The organism is Gimesia maris, assembly GCF_008298035.1.
GTDB lineage: Bacteria > Planctomycetota > Planctomycetia > Planctomycetales > Planctomycetaceae > Gimesia > Gimesia maris.
In genome coordinates, this window is record NZ_CP042910.1 from 5,614,781 (window position 1) to 5,632,680 (window position 17,900).

15 protein-coding genes and 1 tRNA gene are annotated in these 17,900 nt (G+C 51.1%); 9 read left to right on the forward strand and 7 right to left on the reverse strand.

Annotated features, from left to right (window positions below; genetic code table 11):
* Positions 1 to 246: 246 nt before the first annotated feature.
* From GmarT_RS20850 to argS, 9 genes are all read left to right on the forward strand, one after another.
* Positions 247 to 1,050 (forward strand): lipoyl(octanoyl) transferase LipB, encoded by an 804-nt coding sequence (locus GmarT_RS20850; protein ID WP_149303188.1) that lies wholly within the window; start codon positions 247 to 249, stop codon positions 1,048 to 1,050.
* The gene (gene lipA / locus GmarT_RS20855; RefSeq protein WP_002643968.1) at positions 1,037 to 1,936 is read left to right on the forward strand and encodes a lipoyl synthase; all 900 of its coding nucleotides are present in this window, start codon (positions 1,037 to 1,039) and stop codon (positions 1,934 to 1,936) included. The genes GmarT_RS20850 and lipA overlap by 14 nt, the downstream gene beginning before the upstream one ends.
* Positions 1,937 to 2,212 carry a lipoyl domain-containing protein gene (locus GmarT_RS20860; RefSeq protein WP_002643967.1) on the forward strand — a complete coding sequence of 92 codons (276 nt, stop codon included), beginning with the start codon at positions 1,937 to 1,939 and terminating at the stop codon, positions 2,210 to 2,212. It begins immediately after the preceding gene.
* Between the two features lie 19 nt (positions 2,213 to 2,231).
* The gene (gene holB / locus GmarT_RS20865) at positions 2,232 to 3,293 is read left to right on the forward strand and encodes a DNA polymerase III subunit delta' (protein WP_002643966.1); all 1,062 of its coding nucleotides are present in this window, start codon (positions 2,232 to 2,234) and stop codon (positions 3,291 to 3,293) included.
* Between the two features lie 199 nt (positions 3,294 to 3,492).
* The gene (locus tag GmarT_RS20870) at positions 3,493 to 4,344 is read left to right on the forward strand and encodes a PSP1 domain-containing protein (RefSeq protein WP_002643965.1); all 852 of its coding nucleotides are present in this window, start codon (positions 3,493 to 3,495) and stop codon (positions 4,342 to 4,344) included.
* Positions 4,345 to 4,646: 302 nt separating this feature from the next.
* Positions 4,647 to 5,063: a Minf_1886 family protein gene (locus tag GmarT_RS20875; RefSeq protein ID WP_149303190.1), complete on the forward strand. Its 417-nt coding sequence runs from the start codon at positions 4,647 to 4,649 to the stop codon at positions 5,061 to 5,063.
* 484 nt (positions 5,064 to 5,547) lie between these two features.
* The gene (locus GmarT_RS20880) at positions 5,548 to 8,064 is read left to right on the forward strand and encodes a sodium-translocating pyrophosphatase (protein WP_002643963.1); all 2,517 of its coding nucleotides are present in this window, start codon (positions 5,548 to 5,550) and stop codon (positions 8,062 to 8,064) included.
* Between the two features lie 171 nt (positions 8,065 to 8,235).
* On the forward strand, positions 8,236 to 8,586 hold the full coding sequence (rsfS, locus tag GmarT_RS20885) for a ribosome silencing factor (RefSeq protein ID WP_052301200.1): 351 nt from the start codon (positions 8,236 to 8,238) through the stop codon (positions 8,584 to 8,586).
* A gap of 117 nt (positions 8,587 to 8,703) precedes the next feature.
* Positions 8,704 to 10,668, forward strand: coding sequence for an arginine--tRNA ligase (argS, locus tag GmarT_RS20890; protein WP_149303192.1), 1,965 nt, complete (start codon positions 8,704 to 8,706; stop codon positions 10,666 to 10,668).
* Between the two features lie 74 nt (positions 10,669 to 10,742).
* On the opposite strand, the gene GmarT_RS20895 is transcribed toward argS, so the two are convergent.
* From GmarT_RS20895 to GmarT_RS20925, 7 genes are all read right to left on the reverse strand, one after another.
* A tRNA-Gln gene (locus tag GmarT_RS20895) sits at positions 10,743 to 10,813 on the reverse strand.
* Positions 10,814 to 11,027: 214 nt separating this feature from the next.
* Positions 11,028 to 12,353 carry a DNA-directed RNA polymerase subunit alpha C-terminal domain-containing protein gene (locus tag GmarT_RS20900; protein ID WP_149303194.1) on the reverse strand — a complete coding sequence of 442 codons (1,326 nt, stop codon included), beginning with the start codon at positions 12,351 to 12,353 and terminating at the stop codon, positions 11,028 to 11,030.
* Positions 12,354 to 12,566: 213 nt separating this feature from the next.
* Complete coding sequence (rsmB, locus tag GmarT_RS20905) at positions 12,567 to 14,000, reverse strand: 16S rRNA (cytosine(967)-C(5))-methyltransferase RsmB (protein ID WP_002643958.1); 1,434 nt, start codon at positions 13,998 to 14,000, stop codon at positions 12,567 to 12,569.
* The gene (gene aroA, locus GmarT_RS20910; protein ID WP_002643957.1) at positions 13,982 to 15,268 is read right to left on the reverse strand and encodes a 3-phosphoshikimate 1-carboxyvinyltransferase; all 1,287 of its coding nucleotides are present in this window, start codon (positions 15,266 to 15,268) and stop codon (positions 13,982 to 13,984) included. The genes rsmB and aroA overlap by 19 nt, the downstream gene beginning before the upstream one ends.
* A gap of 136 nt (positions 15,269 to 15,404) precedes the next feature.
* Positions 15,405 to 16,322 (reverse strand): SDR family oxidoreductase, encoded by a 918-nt coding sequence (locus tag GmarT_RS20915; RefSeq protein WP_002643956.1) that lies wholly within the window; start codon positions 16,320 to 16,322, stop codon positions 15,405 to 15,407.
* Between the two features lie 19 nt (positions 16,323 to 16,341).
* On the reverse strand, positions 16,342 to 16,842 hold the full coding sequence (locus GmarT_RS20920; RefSeq protein WP_002643955.1) for a hypothetical protein: 501 nt from the start codon (positions 16,840 to 16,842) through the stop codon (positions 16,342 to 16,344).
* A gap of 52 nt (positions 16,843 to 16,894) precedes the next feature.
* The gene (locus GmarT_RS20925; protein WP_002643954.1) at positions 16,895 to 17,842 is read right to left on the reverse strand and encodes a ribose-phosphate diphosphokinase; all 948 of its coding nucleotides are present in this window, start codon (positions 17,840 to 17,842) and stop codon (positions 16,895 to 16,897) included.
* Positions 17,843 to 17,900: the final 58 nt, after the last annotated feature.

Consider the following 17,900-nt stretch of genomic DNA (forward strand, 5'->3'; position numbering starts at 1 on the left):
CAAGGTATTCCGGTTATGACGATTATTCTCCGGGACGGCGTACGGCACAAACCAGAAAGCACCTAATCGCATTCATACAAGTCACTTACAACACCCCACACCTTGTATTCTTCATTCAATACCAGCTCTCAACAGGAAAACTGGAAATCAGGGAGTTCTAAATGTGATCTGCTGTCCGGATCCCGGACAAATCAGGATTTCCACGTTCTGAAGATTGACTCCGCGAGTGAACCCCTGAAAATGACAGTGTCGCTGACCGTTATCGAACAGCAGATTGATTACCCTGAACCTGTAGACAGGATCATGAATTTACCTGACCCTGATATGAACCAGACAACTCCCCGCCATACATCAATTAAGGTCTATATGCTGGGCTGTGTCGACTTCGACTCGCTTCTCGCGCTTCAGGAACGGGCTCTGCAGGAAATCAGACAACAGGATACTGATCAGGCGACTCTGTTTGTGTGTGAGCATCCCCCCATCATTACAGTAGGCCGGGAAGGCAGTCATGCGCAGCTGGCCGATTCCAGCCAGGAATTCAAGGCCAGCCAACTGGATGTCCGCTGGGTGAACCGGGGGGGAGGGGCCTTATTACATGCCCCCGGACAGTTAGCCGTGTATCCCCTGCTCCCTTTAAGACAGATCGGCCTGGGGATGGATGACTTTCAGAACGGTTTAGTACAGTCCCTGTTGCAAATGTCTGCGGAACTGGGAATTGAAGCCGAGCGGCATCCCGATTCCGCAGATATTTTCGGCCGTTGTGGCCAGTTTGCCTTTCTGGGGGCTGCGATCAAATCCTGGATTTCTTACTATGGTTTGTATATTAATGTCTCACCCGATATGAAATTACAGCGGCTGATCGATGCCAATCAGCATGACCATCGTCTGACCTCACTTTCTGCGACACTCACGCGGGAAGCCAGTATGAGTTCAGTCCGCGAAAGCATCGTCAGGAATCTGGTTCAACAGTTTGGTTACCAACGGACCCATATATTCACACGACACCCCTTACTGCAAAGAGTGAAGAAAAAAGTTTATGTCCACCCTTAATATTCTGACAGACACCACCCCGGAACCCCGACAGCGACTTCCCAAATGGCTGAAGCGGCCTTTGCCCGAACCAGGGATGGCATTCACCAGTAATGTGATCGACGACTTGAAACTGGTCACGGTCTGCGAAAGCGCCAAGTGCCCGAACCGAACCGAGTGCTGGTCACACAAGACCGCGACACTGATGATCCTGGGAAATGTCTGTACGCGGCCTTGCGGATTCTGTTCGATCGCTAAAGGGAAAACAGAAACCGTGCAGTTGGATGAACCGGAACGAGTGGCAGAAGCGGCAGTGCGACTCGGACTGGAGCATGTTGTGATTACCTCGGTCACCCGTGATGACCTGCCCGACGGGGGAGCAGAGCATTTTTACAACTGCATCCTGGCAATCCGCGCACGGATGGACGCTGACATCGAAGTTCTCACCCCCGACTTTCGCGGCGATCGCAAAGCTATCCAGCGCGTGATAGAAGCTCACCCGGATGTCTTCAACCACAATACGGAAACGGTGCCTCGCCTTTATCACCGCGTGCGACGTAACGCCGTTTATCAACGAACACTGGACCTGCTGCTTCAGGTCAAGGAAACAGATCCGACAATTGTTACCAAAAGTGGAATCATGCTCGGACTGGGCGAAACCCGGGAAGAAGTGCTGGAAGTCTGCGCGGATCTGCGGGCCGTCGGATGTGACATGATTACCATCGGCCAGTACCTGCAGCCGACACCTCAGAATCTGCCTGTAGAACGCTTCCTGCCACCTGAAGAATTTGACGAAGTCGGAGACCAGGTCCGGGCCATGGGCTTCAAACTGGTCGCCAGCGGTCCTTTTGTACGTTCCAGTTATAATGCCGGCGAGATGGCATCTGTCCTGGGAAAAGATTCCTGAATGGCGACACCGATCCTTGTTCCTCCGGTCTACAGTTCTCCTCAGCCGCTCAAAGTCAGTCTGTGGCTGACACATGCAGGGGAATCTGTCGCCACCGGTGATCGAGTGGTCGAACTGCTGATTCCCGGCGTTACCTTTGACGTCGAAGCCCCCTGTGCCGGCACGATTATTTCTTGTGAATGTCAGCCCGGAATGGAAGTCACAACGGGTATGATCCTGGGCTGGATTGAGCCACTGGATTCTGAAACCGAATCGGACTGGAACACGGAAGACTGATTTCTGAAAAGAGATGTGGATGAGCACGACAACCGACTCCATTCGAGGCCACCACCCCATTCTGGAAATGCTGGATCGTGCGCTGTCACGCAGCCGCCTGCCTCATGCGCTCCTGTTCTCAGGCGCAGCTGGTATCGGTAAGAAGCGGGTCGCACTACATCTGGCCCAATGCCTGTTTTGTCTTCAAACTCCCGCGGACGAGTTAAGCTGCTGTCGGACCTGCGACTCCTGCAAACAGATGGCAGCGGGAACACACCCCGATCTGATTTCGATAGAATGCCCCCCCGACAAAAACATTCTGCCTCTCAGCCTGATCATTGGCGATGATGATCATCGAGGTCGGGAAGGCGTCTGTTATGAAATGTCGCTGCGTCCCATGGTGGGTGACCGCCGGATTGCCATCATTGACGATGCGGACAAAATGAATGCTGAAAGTGCCAATGCACTGCTGAAGACACTGGAAGAACCCTCTGCGAACTATTTAATGATTCTGATTGCGAGTGAACTGGATGCCATTCTGCCTACGATCCGTTCCCGCTGTCAGCTGATCCGATTCAACCGGTTGACCCAGGAAGACGTTGCCGCTCTGTTAATAGATCAGCAACTCGTAGAGTCCGAGGACCAGGCAATAGAGATCGCGCGTCTGTCTGCAGGTTCCCTGAATATTGCGAGGCAGCTTCTGGATGAAAATCTTCAGTCTCTGCGGGGCAATATCACCAGACTGCTCAGTCGACATCCGTTTCAACCGCAGGCATTTTCCGAATCCGTGATTCAGGCTATCGATGACGTGGGAGGCAATACAGCCGCACAGAGAAAAACAGCATTGTGGGTCATCAAATTCTGTGCCGATTTCTACCATCAGTCTTTACAGTGCGCCGCCGCTTACCAGGCTGCTCCAACTGCCGGTAATGTGGAATCATTTGTTGCCGGTTTGCCTGGTGAAACGGAAGACCGGATTGAAACGATTGGAAATCTGTTGAGCCGGATGCTGCAGACAGAGGAGCAGATCAATCAGAATGTAACGCTGCCTTTATGCATCGAGAGCTTAAGCCAGGATCTGCGGGAAATCCAGACGAAATAAGCTCCGTCTGCAAGCTCGATTCGGGAAACAGTGTACGGTTTTCAAATAAATGTGTTTTCCTGCGTTTAATTAGAGATTGCCAGATCGAGTCCGGCTATAATAAACTGATCTGAGCAGTCATGCTGATTCCTATGCTGTTGCTGACTTATTCTGCACAATGGCTGCTGCATCCAATCTCAACTCGATGAAATCATAATCTATGAATATTGAAGCTTCCGGATATATCGTACGCTACGGTTCCACCCGACTCATTGGAGAATTTACCAGCAAAGGTCTGCCCGAACTACCACGTAATGCGGCTGTAATCATCAAAAGCGACCGGGGGCATGAATGGGGAGAAGTCCTGTCGCCTGCAACAGAACGCGTTAAATCATTTATGAAGGACGCTTCGGTAGCCGGACGAATTATCCGCCTGGTGACCGATGATGACTATCGCCAGCGGGACCAGAACCGCCATGAAGAACGCAATGAATTTCTGGGATGCCAGGAACTGGTAAACGAACACAAACTGCAAATGCAGCTGGTTGACGTCGAGCACCTGTTCGGTGGTGAGCGGGTCGTCTTCTACTATCTGGCAGAAAAACGCGTTGACTTTCGCGAGCTGGTGAAAGCGCTGGCAAGAAAATATCGTTCACGAATCGAAATGCGCCAGATTGGAGTGCGCGATGAAGCGAAGCTGCTGGCGGATTATGGTGATTGCGGGAAAACGGTCTGCTGCGGAACCCATCTGACGGAAATGCCTCCCGTCTCCATGAAGATGGCAAAACTGCAGAAAACGTCACTGGATCCCAATAAGCTCTCAGGGCGATGTGGACGCCTGAAATGTTGCCTGCGTTATGAATACGAAACCTATAAAAGCTATAAGAAGGAACTGCCTCCTGTCGGCTCGACGATTATTACCAGCAAGGGAGAAGCGAAAGTCACGAACCAGGAAATCCTTTCCGAGTGTGTACAAGTCATCTACCCTGACATGAAAAGAACGATCGTACACAAAAAAGACATTCTGGAAGTGATCAAAAAGAAACGCGGGGAAAACCCTGCCAAGCAGTAACGGCAAATAAATCAGGTATCAGGGGGAGTCTGATTATTAACGAAATCGAGTAACTCGGGATTGATTTTCCAGAATCCCTGATCGATAATTTCCCATATCTGACGGGTTATACTATAAGAAAGTCTTGACCCGACCAGACTGATTAGAAACACTAGACTGTATCCGGTTTTACTGTAGCGTCTTCAGATCCATTAAATCGAGTATTCAAAAAGTGACACAGCCGTTGTTATCACGTGCGTCACAAATCAGAAAAATCACAGCGCCGCTGTTATTCACGTTTTAGACAGGTAATGGGTGAAAAAATGACATCTGCCACAAATCTTTCCCGCCCCAAGTTGCAATTTCATCCCAATGCCTACGACTTTATTTTTGAAGCACTCCAGCAGGCTCAGGAAATCTTCTCACGTCAGGCAACGCAGGAAGACGAACAGGAAGAAGCACATGTCTCCGGACAGGAACTGCTGGAAGGTGTGCGAGAACTCGCCTTAAAACAATTCGGCTTAATGACACTCACGGTTTTCAAACAATGGGGTGTTCAATCCACCAGAGACTTCGGCAAGATGGTGTTTGAGATGATTGAACATGGCCGGATGCGAAAAACAGAGCACGACCGCCTGGAAGACTTTGTTGACATCTATGATTTCGAACAGGTCTTTGATGTTGCGTATGTCATCGACACAAGCCAGGTTTTCAATCAGACTCCTGCCAAAAACGTCTGATTCAAAGAGCCAGCGAACCAGCCGATCAGCGCTCAACTCTCCCTGAAATTTCCAGCTCTATCCACGTTCGCCGCTGCGCACTCAGTCTAGCAAGTTTTGTGTTAAACGAAGTTTGTTAAGTTACTGTTATTGCAATCTTCATCCCAGATGATACACTCCCCCGATAGAGTTTTTTGAGTTTACCCAGCGTGTTTTCAGGCTGACGTTAGTGTCTCCAGGACAGTTCGAAATGATGAGAATTGTGCAAGCGACGCTCTCGTTTAATGAGATGCGTTTCGTATTTTTTGAGCATACAAGTTACGTGCTGACTGTTGCCCGGAATCAATTGAGGTTTTGAGGTTTTACATCAAGATTTACAACGGCTAATTAATTGGAGTTAACTCTAAGGATGAGGTTTAATCCCCGCGCTCGACTCACTCCCGTACGATTTTTCTCAACTCTCATCACCTCTAGTTTCGCCATTCTTTTATGCTCAGCCCCGCTGATGGCAGCAGAAGCTTCCACGGATCTGGCGATCGAAGCAGAAAACTCAACAGTCGTCATCAGCTGGTGCATTGCCATCGCAGGTGCCATGTTCGCTCTGTTCACAGCCTTTCGCTTTTTCTGCTGGATGGTCAACCAGAGTGAAGGCGATCCCACGATGCGAAAGATAGCCGAGCATGTCCGCGAAGGCGCTCGTGCGTATCTGGATCGTCAATTTAAAGTTGTAACCGTCTTTTTTGCCATCGTCTGTGCCCTGCTGGCGTTCATGGCCTTTGGTTTAAAAACACAGTCGCACTGGGTGCCATTCGCCTTCTTAACCGGAGGCTTCTTTTCTGCGCTGGCAGGCTGGTTCGGAATGCGGACCGCAACACTCGCCTCTGCCCGCACCGCCCATGCTGCCAAGGAATCATTGAACAGCGGTTTACAGGTCGCTTTTCGCAGTGGTGCGGTAATGGGTCTCGTGGTGGTCGGCCTGGGCCTGCTGGATATCACGCTCTGGTTTGGCGTCCTGCACTGGGTGGTGAAAATGCCTCTGGCAGAAATCACGGTCACGATGCTCTGCTTCGGAATGGGTGCCAGCAGCCAGGCACTGTTTGCTCGCGTAGGCGGTGGTATCTTTACCAAAGCGGCCGACGTTGGTGCCGACCTGGTTGGGAAAGTCGAAGCAGGCATTCCCGAAGACGATCCCCGTAACCCGGCGACAATCGCCGATAACGTGGGAGATAACGTCGGCGATGTCGCAGGTATGGGAGCCGACCTTTACGAATCTTATTGCGGGTCGATCCTTGCCAGTGGTGCACTGGGTGTAGCCGCCTATCATGGTTACCCTAAAATGCAGATGATGTGTCTGCTGTTGCCGATGTGCCTGGCTGGCGTGGGAATCTTCCTGTCCGTCACCGGAATTTTTATGGTCCGAACGGAAGAAGGAGCTTCACAGAAGAACCTGCTGAAAGCGCTGGCCAAGGGAATTGACACCAGTGCATTCGGCGTGATTGTCGCGGCACTGGCTTTGGTCTGGATCATGCTGGTCATTCCTTCTCAGTCATCTGGAATACCCGCGGATTCTCCACTCCTGGTGGGTAACAGGCTGTTTGGTGTATTCGGCGCAATTGTCTGCGGACTGGTCTCCGGCTGGCTTATCGGCAAGTGGACCGAATACTCAACCAGTGATGAATTTCGCCCGACCCGCTTTATCGCGGACCAGTCCTCCACTGGACCGGCAACGGTGATCATTGCGGGGATTGCAGAAGGTTTTTACAGCGTCTGGGTTCCGATTGTCGTGATCGGCGTGGCGATCATCATGGCGTTTGGACTTTGTACCGGATTCGATTTTGCCAATTCACAAATCTTTGCGATGGGCCTCTATGGCGTCGCGATTGCTGCCGTCGGAATGTTGAGTACTCTGGGTGTGACGTTGGCAACGGATGCTTATGGCCCTATTGCTGACAACGCCGGTGGCAATGCGGAAATGAGCGGACAGGAACCCTACGTCCGACAGCGAACCGATGCCCTGGACAGCCTGGGAAATACCACTGCTGCCACCGGAAAAGGATTTGCCATCGGTTCTGCCGCTTTGACCGCGCTGGCCTTGCTGGCCGCGTATGTTGAGGAAGTTCGCGTCGGCTTTGAGCGATGGGTCGAACATTCAGCCATTGTGGAAACCATTTCAGATGATATGACTAACGCTTCCGCACTAAAATTAAGCTCGAACTGTATTGCCTTACGGACTCCGGACAGGGATGGCCTGGAAGTGAAACATAACAACCAGGGATTCCTGCTGTTCCCTGCTTTGAATGTCGCTCAGATTACTCCAGGTCGGGAAAAAATCATGAGCGCAGAAGTCGGTTCGATCATTCGTGATCTGAATATTTCAGAACTGCTGGAACGGGGAGAATGCGTAGACGTCAAGACGGCAACGGTGCCCGACTTCTCCCGGTTTTATAATTTTTCCATCCTGAACCCGAAGGTACTGGTCGGGATCTTCTTTGGGGTAATGGTCGCCTTCGTCTTCTGTGCCATGACCATGAAAGCCGTGGGGCGGGCTGCAGGCGCGATGGTGGACGAAGTCCGTCGCCAGTTCCGGGAAATTACAGGTATCATGGAGAATAAGGCCGAACCGGATTACGCCGCCTGTGTCGAAATCAGTACGGCAGCGGCGCAACGGGAAATGATCCTGCCTGCGATGCTGGGTCTGCTTTCACCAGTCGTCGTGGGAGTCATCCTGGGTGTTCCCGGGGTCGTCGGACTGCTGGTGGGTGCCTTGACGAGCGGGTTTGCAGTTGCCATTATGATGGCTAATGCCGGTGGTGCCTGGGATAATGCGAAAAAGTACATTGAAGCAGGCGCTCATGGCGGCAAAGGAACTGATGCGCACAAAGCCACAGTAGTCGGCGACACCGTTGGTGACCCCTTTAAGGACACCAGTGGCCCGAGTCTGAACATCCTGATCAAGCTGATGAGTATGGTTTCTGTTGTCATAGCCGGATTTATTATTCAATACGCACTTGAGTTATTTTAAGTATTTGAAACAGGCTAGAGCGCGTCACATTTAACCATAGCGTCTCCCGATCGATGATACTCGATCCAAATAGCCACGGAGATGCTACAGTAAAACTGGACACAGTCTAAAGGTCACAAAATCAACACCGAACCTTCTCAACAATCTGATTCTATTGAAAGTGCGTCCAGCCTGGAACGTGCCTGCCTGTGTGCAAAAACCTGCGAGGACTTCAAAGGCAAAGACATCGTTGTACTGGATGTCGCTAAAATTACACCTTTGTTTGACTACTTCATTATTGCAACCGCCACCAACCAGAGGCAGAGCAACGCGATTGCAGAGGAAATTCGCGTTCTGATGAAACGCGAGAGCACGCGCCGTCGTAACATTGAGGGTAAAGACAGTGAATGGATTCTGGGAGATTATGGGGACATTGTCCTGCATATTTTCACAGAAGAAGCCCGGGAACAGTATGACCTCGAACGCCTCTGGGCTGACGCCAAAAAAGTGGACTGGCAGTCTTTCCGCACGGATTCCCACTGACAGATCCGCTGTTTCTACCAATCTCAGCTCGCAGTCGGTATTCTGGGCGTAGAAGAATCTGTGTCCGTATCTTTCCAGTAGCCAAGGAGCCCGGCATCTCTGCCCCGGGCGTGTATAATGAATATTCTCGCAGAAATCAGAAGTCGATTTGAACCGGTCCTGACTGAATGGACAGATGATCCCTCTTCGGTGATCGAAATGCTGAAAGCATCGCAGGATGCAAAGTTTGGTGACTACCAGGCGAATTTCGCCATGCCCCTGGCAGCCAGAATCCCCGATTTGAAACCACGCGACCTGGCAACACAGATCGTGGAAAAAGTCGATCTGTCCGATTTCTGCGAACCCCTGGAAGTCGCGGGCCCCGGCTTTATTAATATCAAACTCAAGCAGGAATGGTTGAACACTCAGACACAAAATCTGGTGGCAGACGAACGTCTGGGGGTTGTCCCTGCAGAATCGCCACAAAAGGTGGTCGTTGACTTTTCTGCCCCGAATGTCGCCAAGCCCATGCATGTGGGACATTTAAGAAGTACCGTGATCGGCGATGCCAATTATCGCGTCCTGAAATTCCTGGGACACGATGTGGTCGGCGACAATCATATCGGCGACTGGGGAACCCAGTTTGGTATGATTATTTTCGGGTACAAGCATTTCCTGAACGAAGCCGCTTTTGAGGAAGCCCCGGTTACCGAACTGGCGCGACTGTATCGGCTCGTGAACCAACTCTCAGATTACCATGCGACCAAAAAGACTCTGCCTCAGCGGGAAAACGACATTGAGCAACTGGAAGCGAAACTGAAAACGCTCGAAAGTTCCGCCGACCAGACGGATAAAAAAATCCAGAAGCAAGAGAAGAAGCTGAAGTCTGATATCGCAGAACGAAAATCTGATGTCAGATCAATGCAGGAAAAGCTGACGGAACTGGAACAGAACGAAGATCTGCACAGCAAAGCCGTCGCATTCCCTGATATCGCGCGACAGGCACGAGATGAAACAGCCAATCTGCATGCCGGAGATGCTGAAAATCTTGCACTCTGGAATCAGTTCCTACCCGCCTGCCTGGAAGCGATCCAGAACGTCTATGATCGACTCGATATTCACTTTGATATGGCACTGGGGGAAAGTTATTATCACCCCATGCTGGCAGACGTCGTCGAAAGCCTGAAACAGAAGGGTCTCGCCAAAGAGAGCCAGGGCGCAATCTGCGTCTTTATCGATGGTTTCAAAGCCCCCTTCATCGTTCAGAAACAGGATGGTGCATTTACCTATGCGACTACGGACCTCGCCACGATTAAATATCGTGCAGAGGAACTGAAGGCAGACCGTGTGCTCTATGTTGTCGACTCGCGACAAAGCGAACATTTTCAACTCCTGTTTGCCACCGTGAACGAATGGGGATTCCAGAACCTGGAACTGCAGCATGTCAGCTTTGGCTCGGTCCTGGGTAAAGATGGAAAGCCCCTGAAAACCCGCGCGGGAGACAATGTCGGCCTGGAAAGCCTGCTGGACGAATCGATCCAACGGGCTTATGCCATCATCGCAGAAAATGACGACGCCAAGCCCGAAGGTTCTGAACTGAGTGAAGAAAGACGCCAGGAGATTGCTGAAATCATCGGCCTGGGTGGCATCAAATACGCCGACCTGAAACACAACCGAGACAGCGACTACATGTTTGACTGGGATAAAATGCTGGCGAATCGCGGCGATACCGCAACCTACATGCAGTATGCCTATGCCCGCGTGTGCGGCATTTTTCGCAAAGGGGAAATAGACCGCGTAACGCTGCGGGAGAATCAGTCTGCCCTCAAACTACAGGATGAGACAGAACGGGCACTGGCGCTACAGATCAACCGCTATTCAGAAACCCTGGAGAGCGTCGCGATTGAAGCACGACCGAACTACCTGACCAACTACCTGTTCGAACTCTCGAACCTCTTCAGCACGTTTTACAACCAGTGCCCTGTGTTGAAAGCCGAAGAGGAACAAGTCAAATCCAGCCGACTCCTGCTCTGTGATTTAACGGCCCGGGTCATCGACCACGGCCTGTCCCTTCTGGGAATTCGAACCTGCGAGCGCATGTAAACCCTGCCTGCGGAGAGCTCCGTCAACACGTAAAAAAACGCATTCCAAATCGGAATGCGTTTTTTTATTGAAGATTACCCGGCAAGGGCTCGAACCTTGACTAACAGAATCAAAATCTGTTGTGCTACCATTACACTACCGGGTAATGTAAATGCTGTTTTTCAGACACAGTAGCCCAACTCGGGTTCACTGGTTCCCCAGTGCTGCCCGGCGAACGAAGTGTATTGTATCTCTCAACTTCTGGCAAGAGTTTCTCAGAGAGAAATTCCGCATCTTTGAAATTCACAGAACGCGGTTTGTGTCTTCGCCTGCTGACACAACCCGCTGTTCCTGAAGATACTGGAACCTCTTGCGTAGAACTAATCGTTTCGCAGTTTGAGGTTCATCTCAGTCAGTTTTTCCCGAATTTCGTTGAGTGAGGTCACGCCGAAGTTACGGCTGGCCAGTAACTCATCGGGGCTGCGACGCAACAGTTCGCCAATAGTTCCGATACCCAGACGGGACATGCATTTTCTTGAACGCACAGAAAGTCCCAGATCGGAAATTGGTTTCTCTGTGGCAGGGTTGTCTGCCAGTTCGGGAGGCAGAGCAGCGTAGCCGCCATCGGTTCCCAAAGACTCATGCAGGTTCTGACCGATATGCAGGCCAAATGACGAAAGCATTTCGCGGATTTCATCGAGAGATGTCTGACCGAAGTTCTTACCAGCCAGCAGGTCATTTTCGCTGACGCGTGTCAGATCACCCAGGGTATGAATATCCATCGCATGCAGACAGTTGCGGCTGCGGACCGAAAGTTCGAAGTCGGTGACAGGACGATCCAGCAACTGCTTCATGCGGGCTTCGTTGCGGGCCGTCTCTTCATCGTAATACATGTTGTCAGCAGCTTCGATGTCCTTGAGGTACATCGCTGCCATTTCGTTTGTGGGATCTGCTTCCAGAATGCGGCGGAAACAGAAAGCTGCAGCAGGATAGTTTTCCATATCCTCGTACAACAGTCCCAGATTCAGGATTGCTCCCAGGTAGAACGGCGGACTGGAGAGTGACTGCTCATACAGGCGAATTGCATCTTCGTCGTTTCCACGAGAAGCGTTTTCACCAGCCAGGCGGAAAATCGCTCGTGAATGGCGAGGATCCATATCCACGGCACGTTCGAAGTATTCGATCGCGCCGTAAAGGTCACCGCGGTCTGAGCGAATGCATCCCATCTGGAAAGAATATTCAGCACGCCCGGCAGCATCCTTCGAAATCGTTCCCAATACCGATTCAGCATCATCCAGTTTCCCAACCAGACGCAGAGTTTCTGCTCTTCGCAGAGAACATTCAATGGAGTCATAACCCAGTTTGGCAGCCGCTTCCAGCTTCTGGTCTGCTTCAGCATATCGCTTCAGAGCAATCAGTGAAACGGCCTGATAAAAACAGGCCGTCGCGTTGTCTTGCACTTTTTCCAGTTGTGTGACTGCTTCTTTGTGTTTTCCCAGCAGATGCAGGGCGATCCCGGCACGGGCACTCAGTCCGGCTGAAGCCTGGCCTTCTGAAATACTTCGGATCAGCGCCTGCACTTCGTTGTTCAACTCTGAAACCTGGTCAGAGCAGACAATTTGTGACAATCGCTCTATGTCCGAGTAGCCTACACCTTCAGAGCTTTGCAACACACTTTTTACGTCAATTAATTCGTCGACACTCACACTATTTTCCTTTATTGCAGCAGGCGCGCAGATGGAAGCAGACAATAGAGTTTATTCATACAAGCTATTGCCAAAGTTCATAAACCCGAATCTTACAATCTGTTTAGGGAAACGGCAACCATTAAGGCCTGTTTCGCCTGTTTTCCGGCTGTCATGATGTACCTCAGCACTTCCAGACGCCAAAAACATATACACAAATACACATCCAGGCAATTACTCAATCAATGCCTGGTATCCGCCATCGCAGGGGCTGCCAGGTAGATGTCGATTTTCCCGGACCAGTTTTCGTTCCGGGTGATCCCGTAAAACATCCTGCAGGAGGTCTTCATTTTCTCGTGGATCGAATGAGCAGGTTGAATAAACGAGCCTGCCGGATGATTTCAAATGCTGGAAGGCCTGCTCTAAAAGATCGCGCTGGATCTGATTCAATTCCTTCAATGAGACTTCATCCAGTCTCCAGCGGGCTTCGGGGCGTTTTCCGAGTACCCCGGAATTCGAACAGGGTGCATCGACCAGAATTGCATCGAACTGCTTTGTTGACCATATTTCATCGGGTTGATTCACCAGATGTGTCTCAATACAGGTCAGTCCCAGTCGCGAGGCATTCTGTTCAATTTTCTCAAGCCGGTCGCAGGAAACATCTGTAGCAATGAGCGTTCCACGGTTATACATCAATTCGGCCAGATGGGTCGTTTTTGTTCCGGGAGCCGCACACATATCCCAGACTGTTTCTTCCGGTTGAGGATTCAGCAGATTTCCCGCAGCCATGGCCGACTGATCCTGAATTGTAAATTTACCAGCCGAGAATCCCACGAGATTTTCCATCGCTACGGGTTCTTCCAGTCGGATTGCCTGTGGCTCGTCTCCGGGACTGACTTGAATCCCCTCTGCCTGCAGTTCTTCCAGAAGCTGTTCGCGGCCAGTCTGTAAAGCATTTATACGCAGATACAGATTATTGCGCTGATTAAACCACTGCGCCATCTGCATGGTCTGCTGCACACTAAAACGAGTCAGCCAGTCTCTAATGACCGGTAGCGGGAAACTGAAGGCTTTCGACAGGTAGCCGGCCGGATCTGCGATTGGATTTGGAAACAGACCGATTGAAAAACTACGATAGCGGTCTGCGCTGAGCGGAATCGTATTCGACTGCGGTTCAGTCGCGATGTCATCTGCTGTCAAACGAGAAATCGATCGCAGTATGGCATTCACCATTTTTTTCCAGCGCACACGCTGCAGCTTTCCCGCCAGTTCTACTGTTTCAGAAACAGCTGCATGATCGGGAATCTGGTCCAGCATCACGAGCTGGTATGCGCCAATCTGCAGCAGAGTCCAGAGCGGAGCTTCCACTTTTTCGCGAGGCCGCGTTAACTGGCTTTCAATAATCGTATCCAGCGTCAGTTGCCTGCGAACCACGCCAATACTGATCTCCATGGCCAGGCGCCAGTCTGCGGAAGACAGGTCGATTCGTCGTTCCCACTGCTGCATGGAATCAGAGATGAACTGATCAGTGCGACGATATTCTTCCAACAGGAAAAATGCCAGCTGTCGTGCGGAACGAAAATACTGTGGGATCGGTATTGCATCAGCATCATCGGCTGAGGCATTCTGCTGCCAGACGTTTTTCTTTTTCACGATGTCTGACCGCACAAGTGTTCCAGGTCTGAAAAGAACCGGGGGTAGGTCTTGACGGTACAATCCGGATCAGCAATCACAATCCCGGGAACCTTCAAGCCGACGAGTGCAAAACTCATGGCCATGCGATGATCATCGTACGTTTCAATCGTCGCCGGTTGAATCGCGCCGGGATGAATCGTGACCGAATCATCTGTTTCTTCCACCTGGATCCCCATGCGTTTGATTTCCGTGGCAATTGCATACAGGCGATCGGTTTCTTTGTGCCGAATGTGTCCCACATTGCGAATTGTGGTGGATCCTTCGGCAAACAGCGCTACTGCTGCCAACGTCTGGGCAGTATCACTGATATCGTTCATATCCACATCAATCCCGTGCAGCGGTTTTCCCTGAACGGTAATGCTGTTGCGTTCCCTTTTGATTTCACAGCCCATATCTTCGAGAACCCGAATGAAATTGATGTCGCCCTGCAGCGCATCCTGGTTCAATCCGTCAACGGTAACACGGCCACCGGTAATCGCGGCAGCGGCGAAGAAATAGCTGGCCGCAGAAGCATCTGGTTCGATGTCATAGGCAACGGGGCGTTGATACGTCTGTGGCTGAATTCTCCAGACTGACTCCTGAATCCGATCAATGGTCACACCAAATTGTGCCATGACTCCCAGTGTGATATCCAGATAAGGTCTTGATACCATCTCACCTTGAATTTCGATTGTGATCGGGCTTTGGGCAGCGGGAGCCACCATCAGCAGCGCACTCAGATACTGGCTGGAAACATTACCTGCGATGGATGTATCTCCGCCCGGCAGTCCGTGCGCCTTCACACAAACTGGTGGACACCCGGTGTCCTCGGCACATGCGACATCAATTCCCAGCTGATTAAGCGAATTAACCAGATCCTGAATGGGACGCTGCCGCATTCGCGCGTTGCCATCCAATACGAACTCCCCTTCGCCGGCAGCACACAAGGCAGTTAAAAAGCGAATACTGGTTCCGCTGTTTTCCAGCCAGAGCGTCGCTTCACGACTCGGTATCTTTCCTCCGCAGCCTTCCACTTCGATGGAACAAGTCGCCGGATCATGATCGACTCTGATCCCCAGGCGGTTCAGACTCTCGATCATCACCTGTGTATCCTGGCTGTCCAGAACTCCAGTGAGATGAGTCGTGCCTTGTGCCAGTGCAGCGACAATCAATGCGCGATTAGTGATGCTTTTAGAGCCGGGTGGTCTGACAGTGCCCTGAATGGGACCTGAAACAGGAGTGACTTCGTAAGTTTTGGGCATAAGTTAAGAGTAATCAATGATTCCGAGAGCTTCAGTAACGGCTTGAACCGAAAACAGTTTCATGCCTACAGTGAAGACACAGCATACACAGTTGACTATCAAACCAAAAGTGAGCGGCAATCAGGGATGTTCTTACTCAGTTTTTTTTGATCGCATCCGGCAGCCCCTCCGCGATGGTGGGAAATGTCAATGAAACCCCCAGTTCTTCACGTAACCTTTTATTACTACAGCGTTTATTCATCCCTGCTGCACGCTCAGTGCTGTTGAAACGTGTCGATTTTCTGCTGATTTCCCCCGATCCATCGGAATCAAAGCGAGGCTCCGGTGCATTCAAAAGTCGCGCTAACGTCAGGTAATACTCCTGCCTGGTAATCGGGCGACTGTCGCTGACCAGATAGCGGTCATCCAGGTGAATGTTCGTATCGCATCTCAGGATTGCCTGGACAATATCTGCCAGGTGAATCAGATTGAGCCAGGCATCGGGATTTCCAGCTAAAGGTTCACCCGCATTAATCTGTTCCATCCGAGCCAACAACCTGCCTGGTCCATAAATGCCTGCCAGCCTGAGAATGACGGCTGTCGCGGCATTCGATTTCGGTACGGAAGTTGACAGAAAGCCGTGCTGTTCAAACAGTTGTTCGGCTTCCAGACAGATCTGACCGTTCTCCCGCTCCGGTTCACAGACTGAAGTTTCATCGACCCATTCCCCGGCAGTCTGCCCGTATACGCTCGTGCTGGAAAGATAAATCACTTTTTGACTACGTTGTTTCAGGACTTTCAAAACAGAATCCAGCCCCGTCACGTAAATCTCCCGCCGGGACTTGTCCGCGGTACGATCAAAGCCGACGGCGTAGAGCACTGTATCCGCTTCCGGCAGTCTTTCCAGTGATTCCGGCTGAGTGATATCTCCCAGTACGGGTTGAATGCCGGACTCCGTAAATTTGCGTGCGTTGTCTTTGGAGCGAGTCAGTGCAGAGACCTGATCCCCCTGCTTCACCCATTCTCGGGCGACAGTCAATCCGACATAGCCACAACCAATAATCAGTTTCCGCATTTTTCAACCATTTTCTGTTTCAGCGTTTTCCACGAATACGCGGTGCCAGCCGTTCTGAGTGCTGCAGGACCAGCCTGATCTGTTTGTATATGTGATGCTGTAATTCCAAATCAGAGCAATCTGCTAATGACTGTATCATCTGAATTTTCTGAGGATCGAGCCAGACGAGTTCCAGTTCCTGAAAATGCTGTGTCATTGCCTGCAGACATGTAGCGAGTTCTGTTTCAGTCAGGTCGTATCTCTGGAGCACAGACTCAGTGGAATTATGCACCCGTGTCAATCGAGCCAGTGTGTTGCCCTGGGTACGGTAAAGCGTTCCGTTGATAAAAGCACGACGGAGAAAAGCATTCTGATCAAATTGATAAACGGGATCACTGCCGAAGTAGAAGGAAAAATGGCCGTTTTTCTTTTGTCCCCAGAAGAGCCGCTCATTTACCTGTTCCACCTGAAATTCAGCACGAGGGAATAGTGCCGTCGCTTCCCGCATCAGGTCTTCGCGGTCCTGTTCATGCAGAGCCATACACGTCCTTTTCTGAGTCGAATCCTGCAGGATTTTCTGCGCGGTCTGAAAATCAATCGAACAGATGACTGACCGATTCGTTCCGATGAATGCGGCGAATGGCTTCCCCCAGCAGCGGTGCGATCGAGATCGTTCTCAAATTGGAAAGTTTGTCCTGATCGGGGATCGGCAGGCTGTTGGTGACCACGATTTCTTTGATAGGCGCTTCACTCAGCAGCTTGATGGCAGGTCCGCAGAAGACGGCATGTGAGGCTCCTACATAAATTTCTTTAGCGCCCTGTTCTTTCACCACATTGACTGCACCGACGATCGAACCTCCGGTTGAAATCATGTCATCAAACAGCAAAGCCACTTTGCCCTCAATCGGGCCGCCGATAATATTCGCCTGTTGTGTTTCGATCGCATTTTTACGGCGTTTATCAACAATTGCCAGTGTGCCGCCAATATTATTGTTATGCTGCAGAGTACGTTTGATACTTCCCTCATCCGGACTGACGACGACGAGGTCTTTGTCAGGAATGTTTAATGATCTGAAGTAGCGATCGAGTATCGGTGCCGCATACAAATGGTCGACCGGGGTATCGAAAAAGCCCTGAATCTGTGCGGCATGCAGATCCATCGCCAGCACACGATCAGCGCCTGCCTCGTTGATCAGATTGGCAACCAGTTTGGACGTAATCGGTACACGCCCTGAGTCTTTACGATCCTGCCGGGCGTATCCAAAATACGGAATGACCGCGGTAATGCGTTCTGCACTGGCGCGCCGACAGGCGTCCATCAGAATCAACAGTTCCATCAGATTATCATTCACGGGAGGCGAAGTCGGCTGGACGATAAACACGTCACGACCACGGACATTCTGATTGAGCTTCAGACTGATTTCGCCGTCAGGGAAATTCGATAATTCGACAGAAGCCAGACGAATTCCCAGATATTCTGCGATTTCTCCGGCCAGCTGGGGATGAGCTCGTCCACTGAGAAGAGTCAGATGATCATACATTTAAAACGATGCCTGCAATAATGCAATACATAGAGTAGCGAGAAAAAAATGAGCGATG

Excerpts from the sequence above, each read along its gene's own strand:
- lipA (WP_002643968.1), top strand. The coding sequence starts at position 1,037 with ATGTCCACCCTTAATATTCTGACAGACACCACCCCGGAACCCCGACAG.
- GmarT_RS20860 (WP_002643967.1), top strand. The coding sequence starts at position 1,937 with ATGGCGACACCGATCCTTGTTCCTCCGGTCTACAGTTCTCCTCAGCCG.
- holB (WP_002643966.1), top strand. The coding sequence starts at position 2,232 with ATGAGCACGACAACCGACTCCATTCGAGGCCACCACCCCATTCTGGAA.
- GmarT_RS20870 (WP_002643965.1), top strand. The coding sequence starts at position 3,493 with ATGAATATTGAAGCTTCCGGATATATCGTACGCTACGGTTCCACCCGA.
- GmarT_RS20875 (WP_149303190.1), top strand. The coding sequence starts at position 4,647 with ATGACATCTGCCACAAATCTTTCCCGCCCCAAGTTGCAATTTCATCCC.
- GmarT_RS20880 (WP_002643963.1), top strand. The coding sequence starts at position 5,548 with ATGGCAGCAGAAGCTTCCACGGATCTGGCGATCGAAGCAGAAAACTCA.
- argS (WP_149303192.1), top strand. The coding sequence starts at position 8,704 with ATGAATATTCTCGCAGAAATCAGAAGTCGATTTGAACCGGTCCTGACT.
- aroA (WP_002643957.1), bottom strand. The coding sequence starts at position 15,268 with ATGCCCAAAACTTACGAAGTCACTCCTGTTTCAGGTCCCATTCAGGGC.
- GmarT_RS20915 (WP_002643956.1), bottom strand. The coding sequence starts at position 16,322 with ATGCGGAAACTGATTATTGGTTGTGGCTATGTCGGATTGACTGTCGCC.
- GmarT_RS20920 (WP_002643955.1), bottom strand. The coding sequence starts at position 16,842 with ATGGCTCTGCATGAACAGGACCGCGAAGACCTGATGCGGGAAGCGACG.
- GmarT_RS20925 (WP_002643954.1), bottom strand. The coding sequence starts at position 17,842 with ATGTATGATCATCTGACTCTTCTCAGTGGACGAGCTCATCCCCAGCTG.